The organism is Nocardiopsis sp. iso_238 (genome assembly GCF_056173325.1).
Map to the genome: position 1 here is coordinate 2,506,309 of NZ_CM149668.1, position 24,118 is coordinate 2,530,426.

18 protein-coding genes and 1 pseudogene are annotated in these 24,118 nt (G+C 73.7%); 9 read left to right on the forward strand and 10 right to left on the reverse strand.

Features of this window, described 5'->3' with window-relative positions; translation table 11 throughout:
- Nucleotides 1-2 precede the first annotated feature (2 nt).
- Nucleotides 3-1,040: an AI-2E family transporter gene (locus tag AC0VYL_RS11060; protein ID WP_475483499.1), complete on the forward strand. Its 1,038-nt coding sequence runs from the start codon at nucleotides 3-5 to the stop codon at nucleotides 1,038-1,040.
- 32 nt (nucleotides 1,041-1,072) lie between these two features.
- On the forward strand, nucleotides 1,073-1,735 hold the full coding sequence (locus AC0VYL_RS11065; protein WP_475483057.1) for a TVP38/TMEM64 family protein: 663 nt from the start codon (nucleotides 1,073-1,075) through the stop codon (nucleotides 1,733-1,735).
- Between the two features lie 31 nt (nucleotides 1,736-1,766).
- Here AC0VYL_RS11065 and AC0VYL_RS11070 read toward each other — a convergent pair whose 3' ends face one another.
- On the reverse strand, nucleotides 1,767-3,074 hold the full coding sequence (locus AC0VYL_RS11070; protein ID WP_475483058.1) for an ABC transporter substrate-binding protein: 1,308 nt from the start codon (nucleotides 3,072-3,074) through the stop codon (nucleotides 1,767-1,769).
- Nucleotides 3,075-3,446: 372 nt separating this feature from the next.
- Between AC0VYL_RS11070 and AC0VYL_RS11075 the strand changes: the two genes are divergently transcribed.
- The 3 genes and pseudogenes from AC0VYL_RS11075 to AC0VYL_RS11085 all read left to right on the forward strand — a co-directional run.
- Nucleotides 3,447-9,317 carry an SDR family NAD(P)-dependent oxidoreductase gene (locus tag AC0VYL_RS11075; protein WP_475483059.1) on the forward strand — a complete coding sequence of 1,957 codons (5,871 nt, stop codon included), beginning with the start codon at nucleotides 3,447-3,449 and terminating at the stop codon, nucleotides 9,315-9,317.
- Nucleotides 9,314-9,772, forward strand: coding sequence for an acyl-CoA thioesterase (locus AC0VYL_RS11080; RefSeq protein ID WP_475462551.1), 459 nt, complete (start codon nucleotides 9,314-9,316; stop codon nucleotides 9,770-9,772). Before AC0VYL_RS11075 ends, AC0VYL_RS11080 begins: the two co-directional genes overlap by 4 nt.
- 80 nt (nucleotides 9,773-9,852) lie before the next feature.
- A pseudogene (locus tag AC0VYL_RS11085) lies at nucleotides 9,853-10,176 on the forward strand (flavin reductase family protein); the annotation flags it as partial.
- Between the two features lie 41 nt (nucleotides 10,177-10,217).
- Here the strand turns inward: AC0VYL_RS11085 and AC0VYL_RS11090 are convergent.
- From AC0VYL_RS11090 to AC0VYL_RS11100, 3 genes are read right to left on the reverse strand one after another with little or no spacing between them, the layout of a single operon-like run.
- Nucleotides 10,218-10,919: a TetR/AcrR family transcriptional regulator gene (locus tag AC0VYL_RS11090; RefSeq protein ID WP_475483060.1), complete on the reverse strand. Its 702-nt coding sequence runs from the start codon at nucleotides 10,917-10,919 to the stop codon at nucleotides 10,218-10,220.
- A complete protein-coding gene (locus AC0VYL_RS11095; protein WP_475483061.1) occupies nucleotides 10,916-11,872 on the reverse strand; it encodes a DUF1702 family protein in 957 nt (318 codons plus the stop codon). Before AC0VYL_RS11095 ends, AC0VYL_RS11090 begins: the two co-directional genes overlap by 4 nt.
- Nucleotides 11,869-12,690, reverse strand: coding sequence for a helix-turn-helix domain-containing protein (locus AC0VYL_RS11100; RefSeq protein WP_475462554.1), 822 nt, complete (start codon nucleotides 12,688-12,690; stop codon nucleotides 11,869-11,871). Before AC0VYL_RS11100 ends, AC0VYL_RS11095 begins: the two co-directional genes overlap by 4 nt.
- Before the next feature lie 586 nt (nucleotides 12,691-13,276).
- On the opposite strand from AC0VYL_RS11100, the gene AC0VYL_RS11105 reads away from it, so the two are divergent.
- The 4 genes from AC0VYL_RS11105 (at nucleotide 13,277) to AC0VYL_RS11120 (ending at nucleotide 17,786) form a co-directional block, all read left to right on the forward strand.
- Entirely contained in the window at nucleotides 13,277-14,584 is a 1,308-nt protein-coding gene (locus tag AC0VYL_RS11105; protein WP_475462555.1) for a HEAT repeat domain-containing protein, read from the forward strand.
- Between the two features lie 56 nt (nucleotides 14,585-14,640).
- Nucleotides 14,641-15,276, forward strand: coding sequence for a DUF6073 family protein (locus AC0VYL_RS11110; protein ID WP_387518557.1), 636 nt, complete (start codon nucleotides 14,641-14,643; stop codon nucleotides 15,274-15,276).
- 84 nt (nucleotides 15,277-15,360) lie between these two features.
- Nucleotides 15,361-16,485, forward strand: a complete 1,125-nt coding sequence (locus tag AC0VYL_RS11115) for an SRPBCC domain-containing protein (protein ID WP_475483062.1) — start codon at nucleotides 15,361-15,363, stop codon at nucleotides 16,483-16,485.
- Nucleotides 16,482-17,786 (forward strand): AarF/UbiB family protein, encoded by a 1,305-nt coding sequence (locus AC0VYL_RS11120; protein ID WP_475483063.1) that lies wholly within the window; start codon nucleotides 16,482-16,484, stop codon nucleotides 17,784-17,786. The genes AC0VYL_RS11115 and AC0VYL_RS11120 overlap by 4 nt, the downstream gene beginning before the upstream one ends.
- Before the next feature lie 58 nt (nucleotides 17,787-17,844).
- Here the strand turns inward: AC0VYL_RS11120 and AC0VYL_RS11125 are convergent, their stop codons facing one another.
- Genes AC0VYL_RS11125 through AC0VYL_RS11150 form a run of 6 tightly spaced genes read right to left on the reverse strand, consistent with a single transcriptional unit; the run spans nucleotide 17,845 to nucleotide 24,115 of the window.
- Nucleotides 17,845-18,675: a helix-turn-helix domain-containing protein gene (locus tag AC0VYL_RS11125; RefSeq protein WP_475483064.1), complete on the reverse strand. Its 831-nt coding sequence runs from the start codon at nucleotides 18,673-18,675 to the stop codon at nucleotides 17,845-17,847.
- Nucleotides 18,665-19,492, reverse strand: a complete 828-nt coding sequence (locus tag AC0VYL_RS11130) for an SRPBCC domain-containing protein (protein WP_475483065.1) — start codon at nucleotides 19,490-19,492, stop codon at nucleotides 18,665-18,667. Before AC0VYL_RS11130 ends, AC0VYL_RS11125 begins: the two co-directional genes overlap by 11 nt.
- A gap of 34 nt (nucleotides 19,493-19,526) precedes the next feature.
- Nucleotides 19,527-20,918: a KR domain-containing protein gene (locus AC0VYL_RS11135; RefSeq protein ID WP_475483066.1), complete on the reverse strand. Its 1,392-nt coding sequence runs from the start codon at nucleotides 20,916-20,918 to the stop codon at nucleotides 19,527-19,529.
- A 31-nt stretch (nucleotides 20,919-20,949) separates the two neighbouring features.
- Nucleotides 20,950-22,170, reverse strand: a complete 1,221-nt coding sequence (locus AC0VYL_RS11140; protein WP_475483067.1) for an AarF/UbiB family protein — start codon at nucleotides 22,168-22,170, stop codon at nucleotides 20,950-20,952.
- Nucleotides 22,167-22,610 carry an SRPBCC family protein gene (locus AC0VYL_RS11145; protein ID WP_475483068.1) on the reverse strand — a complete coding sequence of 148 codons (444 nt, stop codon included), beginning with the start codon at nucleotides 22,608-22,610 and terminating at the stop codon, nucleotides 22,167-22,169. The genes AC0VYL_RS11140 and AC0VYL_RS11145 overlap by 4 nt, the downstream gene beginning before the upstream one ends.
- Nucleotides 22,607-24,115: a Dyp-type peroxidase gene (locus AC0VYL_RS11150; RefSeq protein ID WP_475483069.1), complete on the reverse strand. Its 1,509-nt coding sequence runs from the start codon at nucleotides 24,113-24,115 to the stop codon at nucleotides 22,607-22,609. Before AC0VYL_RS11150 ends, AC0VYL_RS11145 begins: the two co-directional genes overlap by 4 nt.
- Between the last annotated feature and the right edge of the window lie 3 nt (nucleotides 24,116-24,118).

The window sequence follows — 24,118 nt, forward strand, 5'->3', positions numbered from 1 at the left end:
CGGTGACCGAGGAGGCGCGGCGCCCCAACTACTTCCTGCTCGGCTTCGTCGGGGCCCTGGGGGTGCTCAGCGCCTGGCTGTTGGTGCAGGCCCTGACGGGTGCCCGGGCGGTGTTCGTCTACATCCTGGTCGCGCTCTTCCTCGCGATCGGGCTCAACCCCGCCATCGAGGCCCTGCGGCGGCTGCGGCTGCCCCGCTGGGCCGCGATCCTCTCGGTCTGCCTCGCTCTGGTGGCCTTCCTGGTCGTGTTCGTGTGGGCGATCGTTCCGCCCCTGACCCAGCAGGTCAGCAGCTTCGCGTCGTCCCTGCCCTCGTCCCTGGACCAGCTCCAGCACTCGGCGTTCTTCCGGGACCTCGACCGGCGCTACGACGTGCTCGACCGGATCGAGGGCGTGGTCTCGGGCGGCGACTTCGGCCAGCAGGTCTTCGGCGGACTCGTCGGCGTGGGCCAGGTGGTGTTCAACTCCCTGTTCGCCACCTTCACGGTCCTCATCCTCACCCTGTTCTTCATGGCCTCGCTGCCGGGCATCATGGACGTCACCTACCGGTTCGTGCCCCGCTCGCGCCGGGCCGGGGTCCGCGAGATCGGGGACGAGATCGTCCAGCGCATCGGGGCGTTCATCGCCGGTCAGCTGCTGGTCGCGGGGCTCGGCGGAGTGGTGGCCTTCCTCTTCCTGTGGCTGACCGGCTCGGCGTACGCGCTCACCCTGGCCCTGGTGGTCGCGGTGACGGCGCTGATCCCGCTGATCGGCACCACGATCGGCGCGGTGGTGGCGTCGCTGGCGGTGGCCGTCGGTGACCCGTTGATGGGCCTGGTCACCCTGGTGTTCTTCCTGATCTACCAGCAGATCGAGAGCTACGTGATCGCGCCCAGGGTGATGCGGCACGCGGTGGACGTGGTGCCCACGGTCAACATCACGGCGGCGCTGCTGGGCGGCGCCCTGCTCGGCCTGGTGGGTGCCCTGCTGGCCATTCCGACGGCGGCGGCGCTCACCCTGGTGCTGAAGAAGGTGGTCTTTCCCCGCCTGGAACAGCGCTGAGTACCCCCGAACCAGCCCCTAACCTGGGACGAATGGGGCACAGGTGGGGGCAGGTGTGGCGCGTGGCGCTGCTCGTGGTGTGGGTCGCCGTCCTGGCGTGGGCGATCCTGCGCGGGCCGGACCTGGAGGCGGTGCGGGCCTGGACGGCGGACGCCGGGTTCTGGGGCGCGGTGGTCTACCTGGCGGCCTATGTCCTGGCGGTGCAGGCGCTGGTGCCGCGCCCGGCCCTGAACATCGCCGGAGGTCTGCTGTTCGGCCTGGTCGCGGGGGTGGTCCTTGCTCTGGCCGGAGGGGTGCTGGCCGCCGTCGTCCAGTTCGCGGTGGCCCGGTACGTGGCCGGGGACGCGCTCTCCCGGCGTCTCCCCGAACGGGTTCGGGCCCGGTTGGAGGGGCTGGTGGGACGACGGGCACTGCTGGCCGTCGTGCAGCTCCGACTCGTCCCGGTGATTCCCTACCAGATGGTCAACTACGGTTTCGGGCTGACCGGGCTGGGGGCCGCGCCCTTCGCCCTGGGGACCGCCCTCGGGTCGCTGCCCGCCACGGCCGCGATGGTGCTGGTCGGTACGGGCGGGATCGACCTCGGGTTCCCGGTGGCGGTGGCCACGGGGGCGGCGGCCGCGCTCCTCGCGCTGGCCTGGTGGCTGCGCTCGCGCCGTCGCCGCGTGCGGGAGCGGGAACGGCGGTTCCGGGCCTGATCCGGTGCGGCCCGGCCCGCCGTTCGCAGGCTCAGCCGAACAGGGGAACCTCGTCCGGGTCGGGCCGGTCCAGCTCGAAGGGGAGGATCTCCCCGCCGTCGCTGTCGGTGACCCGGGGTTCCTGGAGGACCTCGGGCTCCTCACCGGCGCGGTTGCGCACCACCATCACCCCGGAGTAGCCGCTGTGGTCGTTCTCGGTGGCGACGAAGGGCACCAGGCCGGGGCCGGTCCACTCCCGTGAGTTGAGGGTCCGCAGCAGCCGCTCGCGGTCCAGGTCGGGGCCGACCTCCATGAGCAGCTGGGCGAACAGGGTCGCCTGCACCATGCCGTACACCGTGGTGTCGGTGAAGGGCGCGCCCTCGTTGTACTCCTCGTGGATCTCCCGGTAGAAGGCGGTCCACGGGTCGTCGCTCTGGGCGGCCATCGGGAGGAAGGCGGTGATGATGAGTCCGTCGGTGAAGGCCTCCGGTGGCACGTCCTCGGCCGGTGTGCCCTCGGCGTACTCCTCGATGAGCTGGGAGACGATCTCCACGTCGCCGCCGAAGCTGGGCGCCACCCACTGCGGTTCGTAGCCGATCGACCGGGCCTCGAGGATGGCCAGGCCGAGGAAGGCCGGGATGCAGTAGCAGACCGCGACGTCGGCGTCGGCCGCCTTGAGCTCGGCCACCTGGCCGTCCAGCTCGGGGACGCCGGGGTCGTAGGACTCCCAGGCGACGATGTCGTCCATGAGGTACTGCTCGATCCCCGCGTGCGAGGCGGGGCCGACGTCGTCGTTCTGGTAGAGGAGGCCGACGTCGTCACCGGGGAAGTTCTCCGCGATGTAGGCGCCCTGGACCTTGGCCTCCTTGGAGTAGTCCACCTGGAAGCCGTAGCTGTGGGGGTACTCCTCGGGCTGGTCCCACGCCAGTGCGCCGGAGGAGACGAAGAGGTCGGGGACGCCCTCGTCGTTCAGCTCCTCGATGACCGACTCGTGGGTGGGGGTGCCCAGACCGCCGAGGAGCGCGAAGATCTCGTCGTCGATCAGGGAGCGCGTGGCGTCCATGGTCCGCGCGGGGTCGAAACCGTCGTCCTCGACCCGGTAGTCGATCCGCCTGCCGTGGATGCCGCCGTTGTCGTTGACGTAGTCGAAGACGGCGCTGGCCCCGGTGGAGACGTGCACGAACCCCGGGGAGGCCGGTCCGGTCAGCGGTTGGTGGGTCCCGATGACGACGCTGTCGTCGGTGACCCCCGTGGTGGCGGCGCCGGGGGAGGTCTCCTCGTCGGACGACTCGGAGGCGCCGCAGGAGGCGGCGAGTACCGCGACGGCGAGTGCCGCGGCGGCTGTTCCCAGTGTTCGCATGTGGTTTTCCTGAACTCGTTGTGCCTTCGCTGCGGGGGGCCTGACGGCCCTTTGGGGGAAAGCGGCTTCGTGCTCGGGAGAAGGAGAGTGAGGCGACGGTGCCTACTCGCCAGTACGTTACCGGCTGGTAAACATCATACGAACGGGCCCCGCGCCTGCAACCAGCGGTAGCCCTCACGGGGGTCGCGGGCACCTCGCCCCGCTCTCCGGGGGCCGCGCGGAACCCGGGGCCCGAATTCAGGAATATAACAGCGTTACCCCATAAAAGGCCCTCCTTCGCAAAAACGAAGAAGAAAGCAACGGGGCGCCGATTCATGCTGGACCGCGCGAACAGAAGTCATTCCTGTTGTTCCCACGGACCGGAGGTGCCCCATGGGCGGCGAGCGGATCGCGATCGTGGGCATCGGCCTCTGCTACCCGGACGCCGACACGCCCGAACAGCTGTGGGAGAACGTGTTGGCGGGCCGCAGGGCCTTCCGCGCGCTCCCCTCCGAACGCCTCAGTCTGGACGACTACTGGTCGCCCGACCCGGACGCGCCCGACCGTTTCTATTCTGACCGGGCGGCACTTCTCCGCGGATTCACATTCGACCGGAAGAAGCACCGGGTGGCCGGCAGCACCTTCCGGTCCACGGACATGACGCACTGGCTCGCCCTGGAGACGGCGGACCGGGCCCTGGCCGACGCCGGCCACCCCGGGGGCGAGGGGCTGCCCCGCGCCACCACCGGGGTCGTCCTGGGAAACAGCCTCACCGGCGAGTTCTCCCGGGCGAACGCGATGCGCCTGCGCTGGCCCTACGTCCGCCGCACCCTGGCCGCCGCGCTCCGGGAGCGGGGCTGGGGCGCCGAGGAGTCCGCGCCCTTCCTCGCAGAGCTGGAGACCTCCTACAAGCGCCCCTTCCCGGAGGTGGACGAGGACACGCTCGCCGGTGGGCTCTCCAACACCATCGCCGGACGCCTGTGCAACCACTTCGACCTCAACGGCGGCGGCTACACCGTCGACGGCGCCTGCTCCTCCTCCTTGCTGGCGGTCACCACCGCCGCGCGGGCGTTGATCGACGGGGACCTGGACGTGGCGCTCGCCGGGGGAGTGGACCTGTCCGTCGACCCCTTCGAACTCGTCGGCTTCGCGCGGACCGGGGCCCTGGCCACCGGCGAGATGCGCGTCTACGACCGCTCCTCCAACGGCTTCTGGCCCGGCGAGGGCTCGGGCGCCGTCGTCCTCATGCGTGAGGAGGACGCCCGCGCGCGCGGCGCCCGCGTCTACGCGCTGGTCACGGGCTGGGCGGTCTCCTCCGACGGACGCGGCAGTATGACCAGGCCCGAGGAGACCGGCCACGGCCTCGCGCTCCGGCGCGCCTACCAGCGGGCGGGGTACGGAGCCGACACCGTCGGCTACTTCGAGGGGCACGGCACCGGGACCGCGCTGGGCGACGCCACCGAGATCGCCGCGCTGTCCCACGCCCGGGGGCCGCGTCCCTCCCGTCCCGCCGCACTGGGAACCGTCAAGGCCAACATCGGCCACACCAAGGCCGCCGCCGGGGTGGCCGGGCTCATCAAGGCGACCCTGGCCGTCCACCACGGCACCATCCCGCCGGGCACCGCCCACCACGACCCCCACCCGCTCCTGACGGGGGATTCGCCCGTCCTCCGCGTCCCCGAGCGGGCCGAGCCCTGGCCCGGGGACCACCCCGTGCGCGCCGGGGTGTCGGCCATGGGCTTCGGGGGGATCAACGCCCACGTCGCGCTGGAGGCCGCGCCCGGCCACGCCACCGGTCCCGACGCCCGTGCCCGGGCCGTGGTCGCGGGGCGGCAGGACGCCGAGCTCCTGCTCCTGGACGCGGACTCGGCCGAGGGCCTGCGGCGGGAGCTCGGCCGTCTGGCCGACCTGCTGCCCCGGCTCTCCTACGCCGAACTCACCGACCTGGCCGCGTCCCTGGCGCGCCGCCTGGCGGGTCGGCCCGTGCGCTGCGCGCTGGTCGCCGCCGACCCGCGCTCGGCGGCCCGGGCGGCCACGGCCCTGACGGACCGCCTGGACAAGGGTGTGACCGAGGTGTTCTCGGCGGCGTCCGGGACCTTCTTCGCTCGCCACGACCGGGCGCCCCGGATCACCTTCCTGTTCCCGGGGCAGGGGTCGGGACACGGACGGCGGGGCGCGGTGCGCAGCCGCTTCGCCCGTGCCGAGGCGGCCCTGTCCCGCGCGGACCTGCCCGAGGGAGCCGACCCGGCGGCCACCGAGGTCGCCCAGCCCCGGATCGTCGCGGGCTCCCTGGCGGCGCTGGCCGTTCTGGAGGAACTGGGGGTGTCGGCGGAGACCGCCGTCGGCCACAGCCTCGGTGAGCTCACCGCGCTGCACTGGGCCGGGGCCATGGACGCCGAACGCCTCCTGTCGGTGGCCTCCGGCCGGGGCCGCGCCATGGCGGCCACCGGAACGGGGAACGGCGCCATGGCCGGACTGTCGGCCGGACCCGAGCGGGTCGCCCTCCTGCTTCGGGAGCTCGCCGCCGCACCCGGAGAGGAGGTGGTCGTCGCGGGCCACAACGGACCGGACCAGACGGTCGTCTCCGGGCCGGTCGCCGGGGTCGAACGCCTCCGGTCCCTGGCGAAGGAGCGGGGTGTCTCCTCGGCGCGGATCAACGTCTCCCACGCCTTCCACTCGCCGCTGGTGGCCCCGGCCGCCACCGCGCTGGACCGCCTCCTCTCCGAGACCACCTTCGCGCCCCTGAACGGGAGGGTCGTCTCCACCGTCACCGGCACCGACCTCGCGCACGACACACCGCTGCGGAACCTGCTGCGCGACCAGGTGGTGCGGCCGGTCCTCTTCCACGAAGCGGTGACCCGCGCGGCGACCGACACCGACCTCTTCCTGGAGGTGGGGCCCGGCAGGGTCCTCTCGGACCTCACCGCGCGCGCCGCCGCCGACGTCCGCGTGCTGCCCACCGACACCGACTCCGCCTCCCTGCGACCGCTCCTGAACGCTCTGGGGGCCGCCTTCGCGCTGGGGGCGCCGTTGGACACCGAAAGCCTCTTCCGGGGCCGCCTCACCAGGGAACTGCCGGAGACGTTCACCTTCCTCGCGAACCCCTGTGAGAGCGCCCCGGTGCCGCTCCGGGAGGGGGACGCAGCCACGACCGGGTCCGCGCCCGAGCCCGCCGCCGGGGACACACCCGCCACCGCACCCGAACCGACCGTCGCGGAGGGGACGGACACCCTCCAGCTCCTGCGCGAACTCGTGGCCGCGCGGGTCGAACTGCCGGTGGACACCGTCACCGAGCACACCCGGCCGCTCGACGAACTGCACCTGAGCTCCATCACCGTCGGCCAGATCGTCAACGAGGCCACGCGCGCCAAGGGCCTGCCGCCGTTGGAGGCGACCAGCGGCTACGCCACCTCCAGCCTGGCCGACCTCGCCGCGACCATCGACGACCTGGCCGGTACCGCCGGTTCGGGGACCGGGCCCGCTGGGGAACCCGCCGGAATCGGGCCCTGGGTACGCTCCTTCCGGGTCGGCCACCGGCAGTCCCCGCCCCCTGCGGCACCGACGGCCCCGGTCCGGGCCGCGTCCGCCCCCTGGTCCGTGTACGCGCCCCCGGGTCACCCCGTGGCCGAACCCCTGCGTACCGCGCTGTCCGGCGCCGGGATCGGTGCGGGCGTCCTCCTCGTCCCCGACGGCGAGGAGACCGCGTCGGCGCTCACCGCCGCCCAGGAGGCCGAACGGCGCGGGGTACGGCTGGTCGTCCTCCAGGACCGCCCCCTGGTGTCCGGGCTCGCGCGCACCCTGCACCTGGAGGCTCCCCACACACCCGTCACCGTCGTGGAGGCGGCCGACACGGCCCCGACCGGCTCCGAGGAGGTCCGCGGCCTGATCACGACGGTCGTCGCCGAGACCGCCGCCACCACCGCCTACGCCGAGTCCCGGCACGGCGCCGACGGGTCCCGCGCCGTCCCGGTCCTGACCGTCCTCCCGCAGGGGGACGAACCCGTGCGGGACCCCGTCCTCGGCCCGGACGACGTCCTCCTGGTCACCGGCGGGGGCAAGGGCATCACGGGGGAGTGCGCCCGGGCCCTGGCCGACGAGCACGGCCTCAGCCTGCTCCTCCTGGGCCGCGCCGACCCCGCCGCCGACCCCGAGCTGGCGGCCAACCTGGAACGGCTCACCGCCGCCGGGGTGCGCCACCGCTACGAACGCGCCGACGTCACCCGGCCCGACCAGGTCCGGGAGGCCGTCGAACGCGCGGCCGGACTGGGACCGGTCACCGCGGTGCTGCACGGCGCCGGGCGCAACGAACCCGCGCCGCTCGGCGCACTCACCCCCGACGCCGTCCACGCCACGCTCGCCCCCAAGACCGACGGACTGCGCGCGGTGCTGGACGCCGTCGACCCCGGCCGACTCCGCCTTCTGGTCACCTTCGGCAGCGTCATCGGACGCGCGGGGCTGCGCGGCGAGGCCCACTACGCCCTGGCCAACGACCGCATGAGCGCCCTGACCGCCGAGTACGGCCGACGCCACCCGCACACCCGCGTCCTGGCGGTGGAGTGGTCGGTGTGGTCCGGAGCGGGCATGGGCGAGCGGATGGGCGTGGTCGAGGCGCTGGGCCGCGAGGGCGTCACGCCCATCTCCGTGGACGAGGGCGTCCGGGAACTGCGCCGACTCCTCTCCCACCCCGACCCCGGACCCGTGGTGGTCGTCAGCGGCCGCACCGGTCCCGCGCCCACGCTCCACCGGCCCGCGGAACTTCCGCTGGGACGGTTCGTGGACCGCGCCGTGGTGCACTACCCCGGCGTCGAGCTGATCACGGAGACGGAGCTGTCGGCCGCGAGCGACCCCTACCTGGCCGACCACATGCTGGACGGCGACGCCCTCCTGCCCGCCGTCCTGGGCATGGAGGCGATGGCCCAGACCGCCGCCGCCCTCAGCGGCCACACGGGAGTCCCCGTGCTGGAGGACGCCGAGTTCCTGCGCCCCGTCACGGTCTCGCCCACGGGGAGCACCACCGTCCGGGTCGCCGCGCTGCTGCGGGACCCCGGCACGGTGGACGTCGCGGTGCGCAGTGAGGAGACCGGGTACGCCACCGACCACTTCCGGGCCGTCCTGCGCTGGCCCGCCCCGGACACGGTCTCCGAGCGGGGCGGCCGCCGCACCGGGCCCGCGCTGCCCCGCGTACCCCTGGACCCCGCCACCGACCTCTACGGAGGCCTGCTCTTCCAGGGCAAACTGTTCCAGCGCCTGCTGGCCTACCGGAAGGTGAGCGCGCGTCACACGGTGGCCGAGGTCGAGGCGCACGCCACCGGCGCCGCCGCGTGGTTCGCCCCCTACCTGCCCCAGGACCTCGTCCTGGCCGACCCGGGCGCGCGGGACACCGTCATGCACGCGCTTCAGACCGGCGTACCCGACGCCGTCCTGCTCCCCGAACGCGTGGACCGCCTCCGCCCCGCCGACCCCGGCGACCGGTACGACGGCCCCCTGGTCGTGGACGCTCGGGAACGCGCCCGGGACGGCGACTCCCTCACCTACGACGTGGACGTGCGCGACCCCTCGGGCCGGGTGGTCGAACGCTGGGAGGGACTGCGTCTGCGGGCGGTGCGCTCACGCGGAGGCCGGGGCCCCTGGCTCCCGGCGCTGCTCGGCCCCCACCTCGAACGTTCGCTGGAGAGGGTGCTGGGACCAGGGATCGCGGTCGCCGTGGAACCGGAGCCCGCCACCACTCCCGGCGGATCCCGCTCCACCGAGGAGCGGCGCGCCCGGTCCGAGCTGGCCGTCAGCCGGCTCCTGGACCGCCCCGCCGCACTCCGGCACCGGGCGGACGGCCGTCCCGAGGCGGCCGGTGCGCACGTCTCGGTCTCCCACGGCGCCGGGGTGACGATGGCCGTCACCGGCCCGGAACCGCTCGGCTGCGACATCGAGAGCGCCACCGAACGCCCACGGGCCGTCTGGGCCGACCTGCTCGGCCCCGCCGCCCTGGCCGTCGCTGACCTCCTCTCCCGAGAGACCGGCGAGGACCCCGCGGTCACCGGGACACGGGTGTGGGGAGCGCTGGAGTGCCTGCGCAAGACCGGCACGGCCACCAGGGCCCTCACCCTGGAGCGGGTCGACCCCGACGGCTGGACCGTCCTGACCTGCGGGGAGGTCAGGATCGCCACCTGGTCGACCCGCCTGGCGAACGAGGGCCCGCCCGTGGTCGTCGCGGTGTCCGACCGCGCGCCCGGCACCACCCACCCGACCCGAGAGGAACCGCGACCGTGAACGTCCACCACGGCTACTACGAGATGCGCCACGTCGTCGGCCTGGAGGAGACCAACCTCGTCGGCAACGTCTACTACGCCCACTACCTGCGCTGGCAGGGGAGGTGCCGCGAGATGTTCCTCCGGGAGCACGCCCCCGGTATCCTCGGCGAGCTGCGCGAGGACCTGAAGCTGTTCACGCTCCGCGTGGACTGCGACTTCCTGACGGAGACGACCGCCTTCGACGAACTCGCGGTACGCATGCGCCTGGAGGAGCTGACCCAGACCCAGATCGCGTTCGCCTTCGACTACGTCCGCCTGGAGGCCGCCGGGGAGACCCTCGTGGCCCGCGGCGGGCAGCGGGTGGCCTGCATGCGCGGCCCCAACAACGCCACCGTTCCGGCCCGGGTCCCCGACGGACTGCGCCGCGCGCTCGCGCCGTTCTCGACGGCGGCCCCGCACCCGGCGGGTGGCTGATGGCCGGGCTGCGCGGGGTGATGTCCCGCTTCGCCACCGGCGTCACCGTCCTGACCGTGGGCGGCGACGCCCCCCACGGCATGACCGCGAACGCCTTCACCTCGGTCTCGCTCGACCCCCCGCTGGTGCTGTGCTGCGTCTCGCTCAGCGCGCGCCTGTACGGTGCCGTGACCGGAACCGGGACCTTCGGGGTGTCCCTGCTGGCGGCGGGACAGGAGGGGGCGGCCCGTCACTTCGCGGACAAGACCCGTCCCGACGGACCGGCCCAGTTCTCCGGGTTCGGCTGGGCGCCGGGCCCCCGGACCGGAGCGCCCCTGCTGTCCGGCTCCCTGGGCTGGCTGGAGTGCGAGGTGGAACGGTGCTACCCGGGCGGTGACCACGCGATCCTCCTGGGCCGGGTGGTCACCGCCCTCCCGGGGACGGGGTCCGAGGCCCTCCTGTTCGTTCACGGAGAGCTGCGCGCCGCCTCCCCGCGCGGAACCCGTGCGCCGGGTGGGCCGAAGACCGACCGGAAGGTCGCCCCCGAGGCGGTGACGGAGCGGGACGCGCTCTCCGGGCGGTCGCCCGCACCCGTCATCAGCGCGCACAGCTGGGTCTCGAAGCAGGAGTCGGCCCCGTAGGGCTCGACCAGGTAGTCACCCAGCTCCAGGGAGGCCAGCCCGTGGACGGCGCTCCACATGTGGTGCGCGACCATCGCGCTGTCGGCGTCGCGGAACCGGCCGGACCCGACGCACCGGCCCACGCACTCGATCACCCCGACCATCGTGTACCGGCCGTGCTGGCGGTCCTCCTCGGTCAGGGTGAACCCGCCCAGGGACGCGGCGCCGAACATCACCGCGTACAGGTGGGGGTTGGAGACCGCGTTCAGGCGGTAGGCGCGCCCGAACAGGGCGAGGTCGGCGACCGGGTCCGCGCTGGGAGCCACCCGCGCGAAGTGCGCGTGCAGCCGGGAGAACCCCTCATGGACCATCGCCCGCACCAGCCCGGGCATGCCGTCGAAGTGGGTGTACACGGCCATGGTCGAACACCCCGCCTCGCGGGCCACCCGGCGGGTGGTCAGGGCGCCGGGCCCCTCGGCGGACAGAAGCCGGGCCGCCACCCTGATGAGGGCGGGGCGCACCCGGGGGTCCACCCGCCGGGGGCTCACCGCGTCAGCCGATCCGCCAACCGCGCGCGCCAGGTCTCGTAGGCGGGCACGGAGTCGCCCGGCCGCTCCTCTCGGGGCCGGGTCTCCCTGGCCAGGGCGGCCGCCTCCTCAGGCGTGCTGTGGCACAGCGCCGCGGTGGCGACACCCACATGGGGGACCACCAGACCCGCGCGGGCCCGGGCCTCGGCGGCGAAGGCGCTGCCCTGGGCCAGCCAGGGGCGGTGCTCCCCCGCCCGCTCGCACAGCTCGGCCAGCCCGTCCGCGCCGCCGCCCGCGTAGGTGGCCGCCAGACCGAGCCCGCCGTACAGGTCGGCCCTGCGCTCGTCGGGGAAGGACTCCACCAGGTCGGCGGCGCGGCCGGGGTCGGCGCAGGCCACGAACCAGAGCGCCCGCCCCACCCCCTGGTCCACGGCCCGGGCCGCGTAGGCCGGGTCGCCGGACCATCGGGCGGGCCGGGGATCGGACCCCTGCGCCCGCACGAACCGGTCCGTGCGGAAGTAGGCCTGGTGGAACCCGTAGCCGTCCAGGACCAGCCACCGCAGCACGGGGTCGAAACCCGCGGGGTCCGGCCACAGCGGCCGGGGCAGGCGCGCCATGGCCCAGCCCGCACCCACGTAGGCCATGTACAGGTGGGGGTCCCCGGTGCCCCGGAGGAAGGCGCCCAGCCGTCCGCCCCGCCGGGTGAGGCCGTCCATGACGGCGAAGCCCATGGCGGCGCCCTCGTGGGCGAAACCGCGATAGCGCTCCGGCACGTCCTCCAGCAGCGGGCCGACCCGCTCGGTGGAGCCGGTCTCCACGGCGTGGCCGTACCCGGTGAGGAAGTACGCGCCCACGGTCTCGATCATGTGGCGCTCGGTCGGCCGTCCCGGGTGGAACCCCCGCGTGCTGACGCGGGTCTCGGCCGTGTTCGGGGTGAGGACGCGGCGTCGCAGGGACCGCACGACGGTGATCATCTGGGGCTCCCGGAGAGTGTGGCGTCGGTGGACGTGCGCTGCCGGGGCAGGGGCCGTTCGGGGTGGGGGACGGCCGAGGGAGGGGTCCGCAGCGTCACCGCGATGGGGGCGTCCGTGTTGGTCAGCCGCCGCATCGTGAAGCGCGTCCGCGTGCCGGTGCCGGGGCGGACGGTGACCCGGGCGGCGGGCGCGCCGACGAGGACGTCGGCGCTGTTGGCGGCGGTGCCCGGCGGCATCGCGACGGCCATCACCGTCCACGCTCCGGCGGGGACCGAGGGGAAGGTGAAGCGGGTGCTGGCGTCGGCGGGCAGCGCCAGGTGCGCGACGGGTGCCCGCTGGGGGATGGGATCGCGGTAGAGGCCGATGAACAGGTTGGTTCCGGGGCGGTGCCACGGGAGCTCGACGACGCCGCTGAGCGAGCCGGTGTGCTCGGCGGGGCGGGCCGCCCCGGGCTGCTGGGACGGACGGTTCAACTCCTTGAGCGGGGGCATCCGGCTGAACCCGCCGGAGGCGGCCACGAGCAGGCGCTCGACCTCGGGCCGACGGTACTGGCGGGGGGTCATGCCCGTGGCTCGGCTGAACCGGCTGGTGAAGGTGCCGACGCTGTTGTACCCGACGCTGTAGACGATGTCACAGACGGTCATGCGGGAGGCGACGAGGAGCTTCTTGGCCTCGAACATGCGAACGGCCGACAGGTACCGCCCCGGCGGGACGCCGATCTCCTGGGAGAAGACCCGCGACAGGTGGAAGGGGCTGACGAATACCTCCGCCGCGACGTCGTTCAGAGTGATGGGCTCCGAAAATCGCCTGTGAATCACCAAAACTGCCTCACGGACTGATTCGCGCAATGCTACTCCTCGTGATGCCGGGGGAATCTGGGTTCAGGGCGCACAGGACGGTCGGGGGTTCGTTCACGGCCGGGGCCGTCGCTCAATCTTGGCTATCGAAGTGGCGGTCGGCATCTCCCGTATTGCTCTTTCTTCGGCCTCGGAAGGGCGAAAGAACACTCCGGAAGTTGCGGAGGTCCAGGCCGGGGGAGTGCAATGCGCTTCCACGGTCGGGCGCGCGTGTTCGCGCGCTTACCCTGCGAGTTCGACCCGTCTTCGAGGTTTGGGGGCGCCCTGTTGGGGCTCCTGTTTTCACTGGAGTCCATGTGTGCACACAACGCGCACATTGGAACTCGGTTTCGCAAGGGGTGCCGAGCGTTATGCATTCTTGCGGAGAGTGAGGCGGGGTGGGATATTCCCCGGCTCGGTGGGTGGTGTGCGGGGTGGTGTTGTCAGTTCACATTTCCTGTGTCACGGCGGTTCGGCGCAATGCATGAGAAGGGATCCGGGAGGCTCCTCTCCTATCTTGGGACACATAATCCACGGTGCCGATTAACCCCGCTTAAGGAGAGATCAGATGGCGATCGACCTGGCGCACAAACAACCGCCACCGAACCCCGAGGACGCCGAGGCGCGCGCGGCCCTGGCCGGTCAGCCCCCACTGACCGAACTGGCCACGGAACAGCGCGACGCGCTCAACTTCTCCTATCGCACGACGCTCAGCATGGACCCGCGCCTGGTCGCCGGCGACCCGGCCGCCTGGCAGAGCGACTTCGGGTACGCGCTGAACAAGGCCGCCGTGCGCCTGGACACCAGGACCGACGAGGAACTGGCGCGCGACGCCCTCAACCACCCCGACCCGGTCGCGCGGGAACAGGCCGTGTTCGAGTACGCCGACCGCGACCCGGCCGACGTCTTCGAGGTGCTGGAGCGCGTCGTCCGCACGGAGAAGGACCGCGAGATCCGGTGGGACACCCTGTGGGCCATCGAGAAGCTCGGCGGACCGCACGCCATGAGCACCCTCTCCCGCTTCCTCGACGACCCCGACCCGGAGATCGCGGAGTGGTCCAAGCTCTTCCTCAGCGAGCTCCAGACCGGTGACCCCGCCTTCGACTCCCGCGAGGCGGTCTTCACCGAGGGCCGTACCTTCGACGAGACCATCTACCTGCTCATCCACTGCGACCTCTACGTCCGCCTGGACGACACCAACCGGCACTGGGGCAAGCTCTCCCTCGGCCCGCGCGGGCTGGCCCGCGTCTACGGCCAGGCCCACGCCTGCCCCAACGTCGCCACCCGCGAACGCCAGCTCCTCATGGCCAAGACCATCGACGGCCTGTACGAGGACGGCACCCGGCACATGGACAACTACCTGTTCCGGGGCTTCACCGACCGGACCAGGGCGGACCGGGGGAACTTCTACTTCGAGTCCCAGGTCCCGCGCACCTTCTACCACTCCGGTCGCGCCGCCGACCCCAGCCAGGGCACCCGGCAGACCGACATCGGCTTCGCGCGCTTCGGCACGTGGTTCCTGGACCCCGACATCAAGGTGCGCGGCGAGTCCGCCATCCGCTACGTGCGGGGCCGCTTCCAGGGCTGGGGCTACACCGACGTCGCGAACATGGTGGACAAGGACATCACCGAGATCCTCGCCCCCGGCAACGGCATCCTGTCGACCCTGCACGACCCCGAGGTGGGACCGAAGACCAACGTCTTCATCCTCGGCACCTTCAAGGGCAAGCTCAACGACTGGGACGGGGACGGCCGGATCGACCTCAACTCCCGCGACGTGTACAGCACCGTCGACGGTGAGCTCGACAGCGACCAGGACGGCATCCCCGACGAGCCCGGGCGCACCTGCTCCGACCACCGCCCCGGGCGCGTCTGAGGCACCCCACGGGTCCCCCTCTCCCCGAGCACCCTCACGTGAAAGGCACGAAAGTCATGTCCGAAAAGAAGACCCTGCTCGGCCGCCCCGTGGACACCGACGGAGTACCGAACCTGTACGAGGGCTCGCCCGTCGTCAAGTGGAAGGCCCCCGAACCGGGGATCGACAACCTGGGACTGCACTCCTGGGACACCTTCGCCATCCCCGGCGTCGGAGAGTTCGACGTGGAGTTCGACGGCTGGGTCCGCGTGGTGCGTTCCCCCGCCACGGACGAGGAGTGGTCCGGCGCCGAGGTCTACACCAACCTCATCGAGATGCACATGACCGGTGCCTCCGAGGAGCTGGGCACCATCACGGTGACCCTCAACCCGGAGTACCTCTCCGCCGGTCAGATCCGGACGCCCTTCGACCCCTACGCCGGTGAGGGCCCCTCGGCCAAGGCCTGCCGGATGGCGGTCGGCTGCATGTTCGACATCCCCAAGCTCGGCACCCGCCTGTTCAACCGCGAACCGGTCATCCTCACCATCGACGACGTGCGCTCCATCCCCCCGGCGGGTGCCCCCGGCAAGGGCCAGATCTACCGGATGCTGCCGCTCTACGACGTCAGGACCCCCTGGGACCAGCCGCTGGCCTACCTGACCAGCCTGAAGTTCAACATGGGCGGCTACCTGCCCCCCGAGCGCTTCGCCTGATCCCCGTCCGCGGGCGGACCGGCCCCGTGCCGGTCCGCCCGCCGACGCGTGTCCACCGCCCCCCACCGAACGGAGACACCGCCCATGTCCGTGGAGTCCGCCCCCGACGAGACCCGGGACCCCCGGCCGCCCCTGGACTCGGGTCCCCCCGACGGCCCGCAGTTCCCCCACGAGGTCCTGCCCTTCCCACCCCTGGGCTCCACCGGCGCCCACCCCGTCTCCCAGCGCCGATGGGAGGAACTGGTCAGCGACGTCCACGTACGCGGTCACAGCGTCGACGACGTGTGGCGCGCCCTCACCGACCCCTACACCGTCGCCCAGTGGCTGGCCGACGCCGACGAGTTCTGGGCGGCGCCGGGACGGGAGAGCACCCTGGACTTCGAGGACGGCGAGTTCTTCTGGTGCCGCACCACCGTCACCGAACCCCCGAACGACGGCGCCGCGCTCCTGGAGTACCTGTGGCGCTGGGTCGGGGTGGGACCCGCCACCACCGTCCGCTGGGAGCTGTCCCAGCTGCCCGGCGCGGTCGTCCGCGTGCGCGTCGTCGAACGCGCCACCAACCCGCCCTCGGACTGGCGGTCCTGGAACGGGATGGGTTGGCCCGGCATCCTCGACCAGCTGGCCGAACACCTGCGGACCGGGCGGCGTCAGCGCTGGACCTGGCGCCGTATGGGCCCCTATGTGCAGACCGAGCTGCCGGTGAGCACCTTCGAGGCGTGGTCCGCCCTGACCAGCGTGCCGGCCCTCCAGTTCTGGCTGGGCCGCAGCTCCGGCACCCTCGACCCGGGCGGGCAGGTGGACTTCACCCTCGGTGACGCCAGCGGCGTCGCGCGCATCACCGTGGTCGAGCACGTCGAGGCCAACCAGAGCTTCCCCTCCTTCCAGCCGCGCCTGGAGTTCGAGCTGAGCCGTCCGAGCTGGCCCGGACCGCTCTCCTGCCACCTGTGGATCGAACCCGCCGGGCTCGGGCGCAGCGTCCTCCAGGTCTTCCACTCCGGATGGGAGCAGTTCGGGCAGCTCGAACACGCCCCCGTGGACCGGGGCCTGCTCGTCACCTTCTGGACCTCGGCCTTCCAGCGGTTGGCCATGATGTTGGGCGGTGGCCCCGGTGGCCCCGGTGGCCCCGGTGGCCCCGGTGGCCCCGGTGGCCCCGGTGGCCCCGACGGGGCTCCCGGTGACGGCCCGGGGCCCCACGCGTGGAGCCGGTGATCACCCCGGGTGGCCGGTCGGCCGCCGGGGTGGCCGACCCGGGACCGACCGCCGTTCCCGCGCCTCCCCTCGGCCGGGCGGTCCTCGCCCGCCGCCTGGGCGCGATCGCCCTCGTCGGGGTCGGTACGGCCGTCACCGCCCTGGCCGGGGCCGCCGTCGGGCTGGTCCTCGGCGGCCGCCGAGGAGCGCGACGCGGGGCTGCCCGCGCCGTGACGGGCGGCCTCCAGGCCCTCGGGCCCACCGCGGCGAAGGCGGGGCAGCTCGTCGGCGCCCGCCGCGACATGATCGGCCCGGAGTGGGCCGACGCCCTGTCCGTGCTCCACGACCGGTCCAGACCCATGTCCGAACGGCACCGGGCCAGGGCCCTGGCCCGGGCCAGGGCGGAGGTGCCCGCCCTGGCCGAGGTCGAGGTCACCGGGGTCCTGCTCGGGTCCGGCACGGTCGGCTGCGTCTACCTGGGACGCCACGGCCCGGACGAGGTGGCGGTGAAGCTGCGTCGCCCGGGGGTCGACCGGGTGATGACCGCGGACCTGCGGCTGCTGCGCGCCGCCGCCGCACTCGCCGTGCGCTTCGACGGCACCGGCGGCCGCCCCCTGGCCGATCTGGTCGACCACGTCAGCGCGGTGATCCTCGCGCAGACCGACTACACCGCCGAGGCCGACCACCACCGCACCCTGGAGCGCCACCTGTCCGGAATGCCGGGGGTGCTGATCCCGGGCCTGCGCCCCCGGCTGTGCGGCCCCAGCGTCCTGGTCACCGACTACGTGCCCGGACTGGGGGAGGGACCGCCCGGCGGCTTCTCTCCCACGGCCCAGGCGGTGGCCGCGCGCCGAGCCCTGCGGGCGGTGCGGCGGATGGTCTTCGACGACGGGTTCGTCCACTGCGACCTGCACCCGGGCAACCTGTACGTGCACGGCAACGGCGCGGTCGTCCTGCTGGACGCCGGGTACGCCGTGCGCGTCTCGGACACCACCCGAGACCACCTGGACCGCTTCTTCCGGGCGGTGGCGCTCGGCGACGGGCGGACCTGCGGCGAGATCATGGCCGACACGGCCCTCGAACCGGTCGAAGCCGCGCGGCGGGAGGAGTTCGTCACGGCGATGGCCGCCCACGTGGCCAGGCGCGCCTCGGGCGACGGGGTGTTCACGATGGCCGAGTTCGGCAACGGCGTCTTCGAACTCCAGACGCGCCACGGCGTGCACTCACGGGCCGAGTTCGTGTTCCCGTTGTCGGCCCTGCTGGTGGTGGAGGGGACCCTGCGCGACCTCATGCCGTCGGTGGAGATCCAGAACGGGTTCTGACCCGGCACCGGGGACCCGCGCCTCGGAGCCGTCGCCCTCCGTCCGGTGGGGCGGCGGCTCAGCCGCGTCGACCGGAGCCCAGGAAGGCGCGCAGGTGGAGGGCGGGGGCGGCGGAGACCACCGGCGGGTCCAGCGGACCGGTCTCACGCAGGACGAGGTCCGCACTGTCGCTCGTACCGACCACGCGGCCCCGGCTCACCAGCAGCCCGTCGCCCCCGCCCACCGCCAGGTCGGTGAGGTCGGCGCTCCCGGGCAGCGACATGAGGAACAGTTCGGTCCGGCTCGGCCGGGGGCCGGAGTGCGCCCCCGCGGCCACCGTGCCGGAGGAACCCTGGACGATGCCGAACCCGGAGAGCCCGCCCTGGGGCAGACCCGCCCCGAAGAGCCCGACGAAGGAGATCCGGTCCGTCAGGTCCGATCCGACGCCGTCGGCCACGGAGAGGGAGCAGCCCAGCGGGCGCTGGTCCGCGTTCCGGGCGCGGTCCAGGTCGGGGTCGGTCAGCCGGTGCCCGGCGAGGGAGTCCACCAGCTCGCGGAACCGGCCCGGAGAGGTGCCCACCAGCCGGGTGAACTGGGTGGTGAAGGACCCGATGCTCTGGTAGCCGATCTCGTCGCTGACGCTCATGACGGTCGCGGAGGTGTGGGCCAGGAGCCGTTTGGCCTCCTGCATGCGCAGGGCGGTCAGGAACCGGCCGGGGGTCGTCCCGGTGTGCCGCGTGAAGAAGCGGTGGAAGTGGAACTGGCTGTAGAAACCCGAGGCGGCCATGTCGGCCAGCAGGTGGGGCGAGGCCAGGTCCTCACGAATCGCGGCGACCGTGAGCAACACGGCCTCACGCTGGGCCGACACACCCGGCACGGTGGTCGGGACGGTCGTCTGGTCAACGGACACGCGGTCCTCCCTCGCCACCGGCCGCGCTCACGGCCTTGGCCAAGCTCTCCCGCCAGGTGATCTCGAACACGTCGCGCAATCGGGTCATTTTACCTCGGATCCCTTGATCCGTGGGCCAGTCCGTGTGCCGCACGGACAGCAGCACACCCGTGCCGTCGTGGTGGGTGCGCACCACCGCGCGGGTCAGTCCGGCGCCCACATCGATGGTGAGGGTGAGGCGTTCGTCGAAGTAGTCCTCCACCCTGCGGATCGGGAACCGCCACGGTCCGGCCCCGTCCACCACGTAGAAGGCCGTCGGCGGGTACCCCGTCCCGCTCACCGGCAGCCACTGGAACACGTTGCCCCGGTGCAGCGGGAGCCAGGACGCCGACGGGACCCGCACACCGACTTCGATGGAGCGCACCCCGTCGGCGTCGGGCGTCTCCGGGTCCAGGTGGCGGCGCAGCCGCTCCGCGCAGTCGTCCCAGAACACCTCCCGGCTCACGCGCGGCACCGACCGGGGCGAGGGGAAGCTCTCCCGCACCCACAGCACCGCACCGACCGGACCGGGCTCCACCGACAGGCGGACCAGGCTGGGCGGCTCCACCCCGAACTCCGACCAGCGCAGGGTGAGCGCGCGCCCCGGGTCCACGTGCTCCACCCACAGCCGCACGTACTCCACGGCGTCGGTCGTCAGCACCCACGCGTGCCGCACGCCCGGTGTGCTGTCCTCGTCCAGTCCGCCCAGCCACCGGCCCACCCGGGACGGGGCCGTGAGCGCCGTCCACACCTGGTCCGGCGCCGCTCGCAGCGGTATCGCGCGTCGGATCGGTTCCACCCTCTGCCTCCTGCCTCCTCACGGGTGCGGTACCTCAGAACGGGAGCAGCGCCTCGTACTCCCCGTCCGGCCGCCAGTCCGCGACCGCCGAGGACCAGAGCCGCAGCCCCCGCGGGCCGACCAGCGCGCGCAGCGCCCTCGGGGTACGGGAGCGCAGCCGGGGCGGCTCCACCGCGACCTCCCGCAGCCCCGGGAGGCAGCCCCGCACCAGGCGGGACACGGACCGCTCCGGGGCCCGGCCGCCCACCATCGCCGCGCCGCCCACACCGCCGACCACCGCCACGGCGTCGAACCTCGCGTCCAGGCGGGGGCCGCCCAGCGCGAACACCCGGGCGGCGCCGTGCCGGTCCTCGGTGCCGGGCTGGCCGAGCAACCGGACGGCGGCCCGCGCCCCCCAGGCCGGGGACACCGTCGCGAACCCGGCCGCCCTCAGCCCCGGACCCGCCGTCGCGGCCGCCATGCCGACCTCGCTCCACAGCGTCCACTCCGCCACCGTGAACCGGGTCCGGGGGAAGCGGTGCGCCAGGTCCCGCACCGCGGCCCGGGTACAGGTGTGCGAGAGCCCGTACGCGCCGAACCCGGTGTGGCTGGCGCGGCTCTCGGACGACCCCAGGACCAGCACCGCCTCCAGCGGTCCCCGCCCCAGCGCCTCCACCAGCCGCACCAGCTGGCCCCGGCGTCCCAGCGCCGCCCGGTCCAGGTCCGCGCCCGAGGTGCGGTCCAGTCGCCCCAGCGACAGCTCCCCGGCCGCGTGCACCAGGTAGGCGGGACGTTCCGGCAGGAGGGGGAGGAGATCGGTGGGGTCGGCCCGGTCCAGGTCGGCGCGGACCACCGTGGTGGGCGCGGTGGACCGCACCCGCTCCAGGGCCCGGCGGGATTCCGGTCCCAGGTCGTGCTCGGCCGTCCGGTCGACGAGGGCCACGGGGTGACCCAGCGCCGCGAACTCCGCCGCCAGGCGCAGGCCGATCCCGCCCAGCCCGCCGGTGACCACCACCGGCCCCGGCCGCAGCGGGCGCCACCGCAGGTCCGGGACGTGCACCCAGGAACCGGCGTCCACCGGGCCCCGGGAGGCGGGGGAGGACGCGGAAGTGCCGAGGGCGGCCCGCCCGGTCCGTACGCGCACGCGCAGACGCGGTGACTCGGCGGCGGCCGCCGCCAGCACCCCGGAGAGGCGGAGGCCGTGCTCGACGACCTCCAGGGGGCGCCGGTCCCGCTTCGCCGCGGCGATCGCCGCCAGCAGCCGGGCCCCGTCCCCCGGAGACCACCGCGAGCCGGTGCGCACCCGCGCCCCGCCCGGACCGGTGTCGAAGGCCGTGCGCACGGGACGGGGACCCGTGTCGGGGAGGGACCCACAGGTGTCGTGGAAGACCAGGTCGGCGGGGTGGGAGCCGCCTCCCGAGGTCACCGGGGTGGCAGGTGGGGGCACTGTGGATCACTCCGTGGTGTGCGGGCGTGTGTCACCAGGTGGGCTTGCGGTTGCGGGCCAGCAGCCCCCGGAGGATGACCGGATGCGCGACCGCCTGGAAGTTCAGTTCCGGGCAGACCTGCTTGACCTGTCCCTCGACGGCCAGGAGCGCCACCAGCGGGAACACGAAGGAGGTCCGGGAGTAGGCGTTGTGGCGCCGCTGGATGAGGAAGAAGTCCGCGATGAACGCGGCGAGGCTGAACGAACCCGCCGTCAGGCCGTGCACCTCGGTGATGAGGTGGTCGAGTTCGCGACGGAACCCCCTCTCGTCCTCGGCCGACACCGGTTTCATGCTCACCGCCAGGGCGTGGTCGGCGCACACCTCGGAGTTGCCCGCCGCCATCCCCAGGAAGAACTCGGTGAAGTGCTCCTGCGTCTCCCGGTCGAGGGAGTAGGTGAACCCGCCGTCCACGACCGCCAGGCGGCCGTCGCTGAGGAACCACCAGTTGCCCGGGTGCAGGTCGCAGTGGACCTCGCCCGCAGTGAACAGCATCTCGAACACCAGGGTGAGCAGCAGGCGGCCGCCCCGGGCCCCGGGATGGTGGGTCCGCGCGTCCTCCTGACCGGGCAGCCACTCCATGACCAGGGTGTCGCGGTCCTGTTCGGCGGGATCGCCCAGCGGGCGGGGGAAGACCACGGGGTGGCGGTCCTCCAGGACGGCGAACCGTTCCAGGGCGGTGCGTTCGGCCGCGAGGTCGGTCTGTCGGCGCACCACGGCGCAGAAGTCGTCCGCGAGCGCGACCACGGGCACGTCCCGGCACACGGGCAGACGGGCGACCAGCCGGGCCGCCGCCTCCACGACGGCCAGGTCGGCCTCCAGCCGTTCCCGCACGCGCGGGTGGCAGGTCTTGACCGCCACGTCCCCCGAGGGGCCGGAACGCCGCTCCACCACCGCGATGCTGCCCGCCCGCCGGTGGACCCCGGCGCCCGCCCCGTCGGGGTCCAGCCCGTGCCCCAGGGCGAGCCGTTCGCGCATCACCCGGCACGTGTCCTGGTGCAGGAGGTCCTCACGGGTCGAGACCAGCTGGCCCAGCTTCACGAACGCGGGGCCCAGCCCCGCGCACAGGTCGGCGACGGCTCCGCCCACCCGCTCGGGCGCGCGCCCGGGGTCCCGGGGGGAGCGGTACCAGCGCAGCAGGTGGGGCAGGGCCCGGCACCCGGCGTACGCGGTGCGCGCGGTGATCACCGCGACGCGGAGTCCCGTGCGCCTCACGGGCGCCCGCCCTCGAAGCCGCCGACCAGCTCGCCGCGCAGGGCGCCCAGGTAGTGGGTCCAACCGGCCCGATAGCCCTCGAACAGCTCCTCGGGCACCTCGGAGTGGGTGAACACCAGCCGGGTCCCGTCGATCCTGGCCTCCAGGGACGAGTCGGGGAAGCCCGGGTCGTGCAGGGTGCCCGCCAGGCACTCCTCCCGTGCGCAGGTCGTCACGGCGAAGGTCTTGGTGTGCGTGGTCCCCTCGTACTCGAAGGTGAGCCGGTGGCTCCGGGCCGAGTCCGGGTCGGGTGCGACCGGGGTCAGCCACCGGCTCACGGACGCGTGCTCGGTCAGGGCGGCCCACACGCGGGCCTTCGGGGCCTCCAGAGGGAGGGTCAGAACGATCCTGCGGGCGTCCGGGCTGGCCTCCACCTCGACGGTGGGCGAGGGCACGGTCATGGGGATCCTCCGAGGGGTCGGTGCGCGGTCGGCCCCGCGAGGGTCTCCAGGGCCGACAGCGAGGGGGTGAGGAAGTAGCCGCCGCCCCGGGGAACGGTGAAGTGCCGGGGGAGCGGCACCCGGACCTCCGCCCCGGCGGGGTCGTCGGAGGGGACGCGGAACACGAACTCGCGCGGGACGGCGTCGCCCACGGGGCGGTGGGGACGGCCGACGATCGGGTCGTGGTTGTCGCCCTCGTGCTGCTGGTAGGGGTTGTTGAGCCAGGAGCGCACCACGAACTCGAACTGGCGCTCGATGGAGGTCTGGTAGCAGGCGAAGACCATGCCGGTCTCCCCGTCCGGGCCGGTGTAGGGCATGCCCCGGCGCAACAGACGGTGGGTCTCGATGCTGGCCAGCGTCTCCAGGTCGGTCGTGTGGTCACGGGGGTAGGCCTTGCGGATGTGCGCGCCGACCGGGACGCGGTGCCCCGCCGTGTCGTCCACGGGGCCGCGCAGCCCGGTGAACCCGAAGTCGTTCACGGACAGGGGGCAGCCGCTCAGCGCCGGGTCCGGTCCCTTCGGACTCAGGCTGAGCGGGGTGCCGTCGCGCCAGCGCCCGAAGAGCCGGGCCGACACCGCGTCCGGCGACCATCCCGGCAGCCCCCGCCGCTCCAGCTCGGCGCTGGTGCGCGCGGCGAAGCCCAGGAACCCGGCCACGTCCTGGCGGTAGCGGCGTACGACCAGCAGCGAACCGTTGTCCGTCCACGCGGGGCCGCCGGAGGCGACGGTTCCCGGCGGGGCGAACGCCACCGGGTCCTGCCCGGGGTGGCCGAACACGAACTCGCCGGGCCAGAGCCGCTTCTGCCCGGGCAGCGCCTCCTCCGGCCGACCCGGGTCGGTGACCGGGCACAGGGGCTCGCCCGTGTCGGCGGCCACCCCGCGCACGGCGGGCTGGGAGACGGGGTCCCGGTACCCGAAGTGCTCGCGGTCGCCGTCCGGGCCGGGCAGGGCCGCGCACCGGTCGTGGTGCAGGACCCGTGGCGCCCCCCTCCCGGACAGCAGCCGGTCGGCCAGGGCGGCGACGGCCTCGGCCGTGTCCGCGCCCACGACGAGGAGCGCGTCCGCCGTCGTCCCCGGACCGCCGGACGGCCAGTTCCGCGCGTGCCCCGGGTCGTCGGGGTCGTGGGGGTCCCCGAGCAGGGTGGAGCGGGCCGCCAGACCGTCCTGGAAGGGGACGTCGAGCAGGGTGTCGGGGCGCGCGCCCAGGGCACGCAGGCCCGGCGCGGACAGGGACAGGCCCACAGCGGTGCGGGGCCCGCCCGCCCGGCGCGCGTCGATCAGGGACCGGGTCGAGGTGATCTCGGGGAGCACGCGCGCCACCCACGCCCCGGCGTCGGCGCGGTCCAGAGCCAGGTGGAGAAACGACTGGAACGGGGTGCCGAACGGAACCAGGATGTTGCCCTGGATCTGGTGCAGGTCCAGGACCGGCTCCCGGTCCGTCCGGTCACCCACGGTGTTCGTGTTCACGTG